Source organism: Moorena sp. SIO3H5, assembly GCF_010692395.1.
Lineage (GTDB): Bacteria > Cyanobacteriota > Cyanobacteriia > Cyanobacteriales > Coleofasciculaceae > Moorena.
This window is the reverse complement of record NZ_JAAHHS010000378.1, coordinates 1-7,386: the sequence shown is the minus strand read 5'-3', so window position 1 is coordinate 7,386 and position 7,386 is coordinate 1. Positions and strand designations below refer to the sequence as shown.

Annotated in this window: 4 protein-coding genes, 1 tRNA gene and 1 pseudogene; 4 read left to right on the top strand and 2 right to left on the bottom strand. The window is 45.7% G+C overall.

Annotated elements, in window-relative coordinates; all coding sequences use genetic code 11:
• A pseudogene (locus F6K52_RS28740) lies at nt 1-3,488 on the bottom strand (hypothetical protein); the annotation flags it as partial.
• Between the two features lie 485 nt (nt 3,489-3,973).
• On the opposite strand from F6K52_RS28740, the gene F6K52_RS28735 reads away from it, so the two are divergent.
• Complete coding sequence (locus tag F6K52_RS28735) at nt 3,974-4,105, top strand: hypothetical protein (RefSeq protein ID WP_293086706.1); 132 nt, start codon at nt 3,974-3,976, stop codon at nt 4,103-4,105.
• A gap of 382 nt (nt 4,106-4,487) precedes the next feature.
• Nucleotides 4,488-5,297, top strand: coding sequence for a creatininase family protein (locus F6K52_RS28730; RefSeq protein WP_293086703.1), 810 nt, complete (start codon nt 4,488-4,490; stop codon nt 5,295-5,297).
• 162 nt (nt 5,298-5,459) lie between these two features.
• On the opposite strand, the gene F6K52_RS28725 is transcribed toward F6K52_RS28730, so the two are convergent.
• Nucleotides 5,460-5,540 (bottom strand) — tRNA-Leu (locus tag F6K52_RS28725).
• Nucleotides 5,541-5,646: 106 nt separating this feature from the next.
• On the opposite strand from F6K52_RS28725, the gene F6K52_RS28720 reads away from it, so the two are divergent.
• On the top strand, nt 5,647-5,874 hold the full coding sequence (locus F6K52_RS28720; protein ID WP_293086698.1) for a hypothetical protein: 228 nt from the start codon (nt 5,647-5,649) through the stop codon (nt 5,872-5,874).
• A 41-nt stretch (nt 5,875-5,915) separates the two neighbouring features.
• Entirely contained in the window at nt 5,916-7,262 is a 1,347-nt protein-coding gene (gene accC, locus F6K52_RS28715) for an acetyl-CoA carboxylase biotin carboxylase subunit (RefSeq protein WP_293086695.1), read from the top strand.
• Nucleotides 7,263-7,386: the final 124 nt, after the last annotated feature.

Below are 7,386 nucleotides of genomic sequence, written 5' to 3'. Positions count from 1 at the left end.
TCCTGGCTAAATTCCAGCTGCCTCACCCAACCCCGATGCCCCTTCAAAGGTTGGGATTGCCTAGTGTTGAGATACCACAACCTCACAATTCCGTCCTCTCCAGCGCTAGCGAGCAGCTGACCATCCTGGCTAAATTCCAGCTGCTCAACCCAACCGTAATGTCCCTTCAATTCCTGGGATTGCCCAGTGTTGACATCCGACAACCTCACGATTCCGTCAATTCCAGCACTAGCGAGCAGCTGACCATCCTGGCTAAATTGCACCTGCTTAACCCAACCCTGATGCTCTGTCAATTCCTGGGATTGCCCAGTGTTGACATCCCACAACCTCACGATGCCATCCTCTCCAGCGCTAGCGAGCAGCTGACTATCCTGGCTAAATTCCAGCTGCCTCACCAAACCTTCATGCCCCTTAAATTCCTGGGATTGCCCAGTGTTGACATTCCACAACCTCACGATGCCATCAACTCCAGCGCTAGCGAGCAGCTGACCATCCCGGCTAAATTTTACCTGGTAAATTTTACCCTCATGCTTCCCAAGTCTAGGCTCCTGAATGTGGTCAAGAATCATTTGTAAAGCGAGTATTGGAGTAGCAGCGGGATAGTCTTTCAAGGGAGTATTTTTGGTGACCATTGCTTTCAAGGCTTTCCCCGTCTCCATAGCTGCTAGTAAGGCATCAAAGGGGCTATAGTTAAATTGATAAAGATGTGTAACTCCTGCTCGTTCTAGTTTTAGTCCTTCTTCCTGCCCTTGCTGCAAAATTCGCTTTTCTTCCTCAACCTTTACCAAATTTGTTTTTATATGATTATTATATATTTTATCAATCATATTTACTAAATAATTATGGATCAAATAATAGCGGTTTTCCCTTCGTCGGTGACTATTTAACACCAAACATGATTCTACTAAAATCCCCAAAATTATCCTAATAAAATCTTGATTTAATGGTGAAAAAATAGCTAATTCAGTCTCGGTTTTTATGGGTGTTAGTTGCTTTTTGTCGGTCAATGTAAACAATAATTTCCAGGTAGTTTCTCGGTGCTGTGGTCCACAATCGGTAACCAAAGCCTCCAGATAACGCTCTACTAGTTTTGCCTTATAACCCTGTTGCTGATACCTTTCCAAGGTCACAATTCCCTCGGTTTCTAATTGCGCTCCCACCATCTGCAAATCAATCGGACGCACTTCTCCCGTTTCTGCTGCTAAATCCGCCACCAATTGATCAATTAGCTGTGGTTCTAAGGAAAACTTAGCCTGCTTCGTTAACCGTTTAATAACCACTTTGGCCTGGGGCTGAGAAAAATTTCCTAAGTAATAGAGAACATCCTTGCTGAGAATATCATTATTTACTACATCTAAACTAATCAGCCGGTCGTTACACTCTAATAAATTAGAGATATAATCTGAACCCAATGCGAAAATCACCTTTACTGATTCCAGGGTTAGACAGTCTTTTATGAATTGATAAAAAACTTGCCGTTGCTGTGGCTTATGATACTCAACGAAAAATTCTTCAAATTGGTCAAAAATTAGAACAGTCAGTCGATTAAGGTCACCATTGTCTCGCAGCTTCTGGAGAAGTTTGCCGAGAATTTCTTCTCTTTCTCCCCTCTCTTCCCACTCTCCTGTATTCTGTGTTCCAATTATCCTTTGAGTTAACCTATCTTCCCACTGGGAATAAACCTTCAGCAAAACCGGATAAACATCCCGAGCTGCAATACTCTCTTGCTGTAATCTAGGAATTAAACCATACTCCAGTAGAAAACTTTTTCCTACACCGGAGGAGCCACAAATTACCGTTAGTTTGTGATCACAGCTACCAATACGCTCAACTAAGTCATTAATCGCTTGCTCTCGACCAGAGGCAGCAATTTGATCAGCCACAATTCGCTGCTTTTCTTCTGGCGTTGCCTGAGTATCCTTGATTAGTTGGTTGAGGTACAATCGACTAGTACCCACAAATGCCCGAAACCGGAAGTGATACTCGATTAATTGCTGGTATGCTTTAACTGAGAAGGCTCTTTGATAATCCTCTTGGTCAAAGTAGAGCTGTCGCAATTCTTTGAGAATTTGAATATATAGGTAGGGATTAACCTTAGGTAGGGTTTGGTATTTGGCAAGCTCAAGATGGGCAATCCCTTCCTGGGGTTGACCGAGATGCTTGTAGGCTCTGCCTAAGGATAAGCGATACCAACCTTGATGAAGTTCCCACGCCCAGTCCAACTGCTCCCGAGTCAGGTCACCAGGAAGTTGAACAGAATCCTGGGCATCGGTAAGGATATCCAGTGCTTTAGTGGCCAAATCCTTGACCCGATGCCATTGGGAGCGAGCGATGGCGACTTCTGTCGCTAGAAAGCCGTAATCATGGGCAAGCCAGACCGGGTTGGGATATTTTTGATGAAGGGTTAAGGCTTTTTTAGCTAACTGCTCCAACTCATCCCATCGCCCTAGTCTTTGTAGAATTTCTCCTAAGGGATTGATAAACTTAGCCACTAAGTCGGGACGCTTAGCTTGCTCAAAGGCCTTATGCGATCGCACAAAATATTCCCTAGCCCGTAGGTAATTTTCCTTACCCTGATTCCGGTCTTGATCTGCATAGGTATGGTATAATTCCCCCATATAGAAGAGAACACATCCGTATCGGATCAGATGTTCGGGGTCGGGAAACAAGTAAACTGGCAGGAGAGGTTTCCACAGGTCTAAACTTCTTTGGTAATGCTCCTGGGAATGGTTGAGAGCATCGGGAATTCCTCGACCTAAGATAAATTCCAGACTCGCTTCTAAATCTGGGGCTAATTCTACCTGCCGATGTTGCAACTCAAGCCAAGCTCGGCGTAAGTCAGCCAGCTGCTGGTTACTGAGATTCTGTCCATGGTCAAGACTCCCAGTGGCTCCAGCGGCTAAGACTTGAGTGAACCCAAGATCAGTAACCTGTTCGATGAATTCAATTAGGTAAGCGGTAGAGATTTGAAACTCCAGGGGTGAACCGGTTACCCAACTTGCCAAATCCCTGGCAGAGTGAAGGAATTGAGCATAGACTGGATCATCTACCCAAAATAGGATGGGGAAATGGAACTGTTTGCGAAACTCTTTCCGGACTCCATTGGCTAGTTTGAGCACTTGATCAAGATCCCTCACCACCTCAAAGCCGTAAACCATAATCCCTTGGGGCTGTTTTTGTCCCAGTTGGGTTTGACAGCTGGTGTATAGGGTCGTGTATAGGTCGGTGATATCTGGAGTTAGCTCAATCTGGCAAATCTCTATGGAACAAACCTCTGTCAGCTGTTGAATCAAGTGGTGTCGCAACTGGGTATGATTACAATGGGCAAAAAATAAGGAAAATTCCTTGACACTGACTCCCATTTCAATTACCAAAGCCAGCTGCTCCAATAGCTGTTGGTTATAACCTTGTTGGTTATAATCTTGTTGATAATCAGCCTGTTGTTTATAAACTTGTTGATGATCAGCTTGTTTGTTAAGATTAGTCATCAAGTTATCGCAATGGGTGTAATCGTGTTTCCAAATTCAAGGGAGGAAGCAATGCAGCGCTGACCTAAGAGTAACCAGTGCAGTCTGGAGGCTTCCCACCGGGCGAACCCAGGTACCAACCAAGGTAAGCCACACAGACCCACAACCATGAGCAGCTGGCGTGATTTGCCCCACTCGCCCTTCCCATCAAGACAGAGAAGGTGGAGACCGAGGTTACCCAAACAGAACCCAAACCACTCGTTATTGGATCAAGACAATCCAGCTAATTTGCCGCTAAAAATTATCATTTCTTAAAAGTCTTCTTTTTTCTCTCCCTCTAGGTCGTCCCATGTGTGACACTGATATAAAAAACCTAACCCTGTGAGGAGGGTGGGGAGGCTGGGAGTTTATGGTAAGCTCATTTCTTAGATTATAAAGGGTAATTGACAAATCACTATTAAGCCTAAAGTTATCAATTAACGGTGATGCTACCCTATAAATCTATTATGTCTCAAGGTTTTGGAATTAACTACCTCGAAGGTCAAAAAAGTACTCCTCGAAGAGAGAAAAAGCCCAAAGAAGCAACAGAAATTGGCAGTTTTCAAAAAAGTCTAGTAGAGCATTTTACAGAAATATAGGATTTTTATTTCAAATGTAAACATAGGATTGATAGAAAAAGCGATGGAGTCGGTCATGGGGGGAAACCCCCCATGACCGACTCCATCAAGACAGGGAAAACGGAACTTCGTATCAGTAGGAAAGAGCTCCGAAGAGTTTGTGATTTGCTGGTAAATCAGCAAGATTGTTCATGACCTATTTATAAATGCTATATCCGAGCAAGTAACGTTGGTCAGAGAAATTTGTAGAATTAGCAATTATAATTACCGAATGGTATTTTCTCTATGGCTAATTGCTAAGTGATCCAACTATCCTTGAGATTATTTATGAGTAAGGTGTAGAGTCTAAGTTAACCCAGAATCATGATTGGTTGGGAGCAACCTATCGTAACTCATTTATCCAATGCATAATTTCATTCCTCCGGAACGATTTTTCCCTTATCTGACCTGGACTGATATCGAACAGATGCCCGATAAGGAAAATGTTGTGATTATTCAGCCGGTCGCTTCCATTGAACAGCATGGCCCCCATTTACCGCTGATTGTAGATGCGGCAATTGGGGTGGGAGTCTTGGGCAAAGCCTTAGGCTGCTTAGACCCAGAAATCCCAGCTTATGCTTTGCCTCCCCTTTATTACGGTAAATCCAATGAGCATTGGCATTTTCCTGGCACCATTACCCTTAGTGCTCAAACCTTGCTAGCGGTGCTGATGGAAATGGCTGATAGTATCTATCGGTGTGGGTTTCGGAAGTTAGTACTGATGAATTCCCATGGCGGACAACCCCAAGTGATGGAAATTGCTGCACGGGATATTCACCACAAGCATGAAGATTTTATGGTATTCCCCTTGTTTACCTGGGGCGTGCCTAACATGGCCAAGGAATTAGCCACCCAGAAAGAATTAGAATTAGGGATTCATGGGGGGGATTTAGAAACTAGTCTCATGCTCTGTCTACTCCCTGGTCAAGTGAAAATGGATCGGGCAGTAAAGGAATATCCCCAGGGATTGCCCGAAGATAGTCTATTGAGTATGGAAGGAAAATTGCCCTTTGCTTGGCTGACCAAGGGGTTGACTCAGAGTGGAGTACTCGGGGATGCTACAGCAGCAACTGAGGAAAAAGGCGATCGCTTATTAGCCTCTCTTTGTGATGGTTGGGTAAACGTGATTCGCGATATCTATCGGTTTCAGCAGCCTGATGTGACTAAGAGGTGATGGCGCACGGGAATCGGGAATCGGGAATCGGGACGCAGCTAGCAATGCTGCGCCCTTGTCCCATAGTGCTGCATCGCTTTTATGATAATGTTTTCGTCAATTTTTCTGCCCTGAGCCGAAGCTCCCTGTTGCGTAGTTGCTCACAACTTTAGGCTGAACCAATGCGGATGGCGAGACTCGAACTCGCATGGCTTTCGCCACACGCCCCTCAAGCGTGCGTGTCTACCATTCCACCACATCCGCGTTTTACTAACCATTTAGTAGGATACCATACAACAGGACGAAGCTGCAAAGCGTAAATCAGAAAATTGCTGTCAAAATTGAAGGGAGTAGGGAGTAGGGAGTAGCGATGCAGCGCGGTCTTGGGGGTCCCCCCCATGAGCGACTGCATCAAGACGGGAGTAGGGAAAGATTTTGTTTAGTCTGGGTCTCGGACGTGGGTAAGGGTGGAATGGGGAAAAATCCTGTCTACCTCGCTCGTGATCACAATTGCTATAGTTTATTAACCATGTTGCTCCCTGCGCCTCCCACACTTCCCACACTTCCCACCCTGCCCAAACCTCCCCATCAATCCTAGTTTTAAATCTCAAGAAAAACTCTATATAACCAAGCTATTCTATGAAATTTTCAAAGATCTTAATTGCCAATCGTGGGGAAATTGCCTTACGGATTATCCGAACCTGTGAGGAGATGGGGATTCCCACCGTTGCCGTTCACTCGACCATTGACCAACATGCTCTTAATGTCCAACTGGCAGATGAAGCGGTTTGTATCGGGGATCCCCCCAGCAGCAAAAGTTATTTAAATATACCTAATATTATTGCTGCAGCCCTCACTCGCAACGCCACTGCCATTCATCCAGGCTATGGTTTCCTATCAGAAAATGCCCGTTTTGCTGAAATCTGTGCTGATCATCAGATTTCTTTCATCGGTCCTACCCCAGAAGCAATCCGAGCCATGGGAGATAAATCTACGGCCAAAGAAACCATGCAACGAGCGGGTGTGCCCACAGTACCTGGAAGCGATGGATTAGTCAGCTCTGAGGAAGAAGCTTATGCGATCGCACGTCAAATTGGCTATCCTGTCATGATTAAAGCCACGGCTGGTGGTGGAGGAAGGGGTATGCGCCTGGTACAGGATGACAGCCAATTGATTAAACTCTTCCAAGCCGCTCAAGGGGAAGCCCAAGCCGCCTTTGGTAATGGCGGGGTATATATTGAAAAATTTATTCAACGCCCTCGCCATATCGAGATTCAAATTTTAGCTGATAGTTATGGCAACGCAATCCACTTGGGTGAGCGAGACTGCTCGATCCAACGGCGTCACCAAAAGCTACTGGAAGAAGCCCCTAGCCCAGTGCTTGACCCAGAATTGCGGGCAAAAATGGGTAATGCTGCGGTAATGGCAGCTAAGTCCATCAATTACGTCGGAGTTGGCACAGTAGAGTTTCTCTTAGATGCCTCTGGTGAGTTCTACTTTATGGAAATGAACACCCGAATTCAGGTAGAACACCCAGTCACCGAGATGGTTACCGGTCTAGACTTGATCGCCGAACAAATTAAAATTGCTCAAGGGGAGAAACTAAGCCTGACCCAAGACCAAATTACTCTCAAAGGTCACGCCATCGAATGTCGGATTAATGCCGAAGACCCAGACCACGCTTTCCGTCCCCAACCAGGACGAATTAGTGCTTACCTACCACCAGGAGGACCAGGGGTGCGCATGGATTCCCATGTTTACCCCGATTACGAAATTCCCCCCTACTACGATTCTCTGATTGGCAAATTAATCGTTTGGGGTCCCACCCGTGAGGCTGCCATTCAGCGCATGAAACGAGCCTTAAGGGAGTGTGCCATTACCGGAGTCACCACCACCCTGACTTTCCATCAAAAAATCCTAGAGACACCAGCTTTTCTTGAGGGTCAGGTCTATACCAATTTTGTTGAGAAGGAAATGATGACCTGAACGGCAGCTATGCAGAAGGCAGAGGGCAGAAGTAGGTAAGTATATGCGCTACGCGCACGCTGCGCGAACAGCTATCAGCCATCAGCCATCAGCTTAAGGGCTACGCGATCGCGTCTTGTTGAGA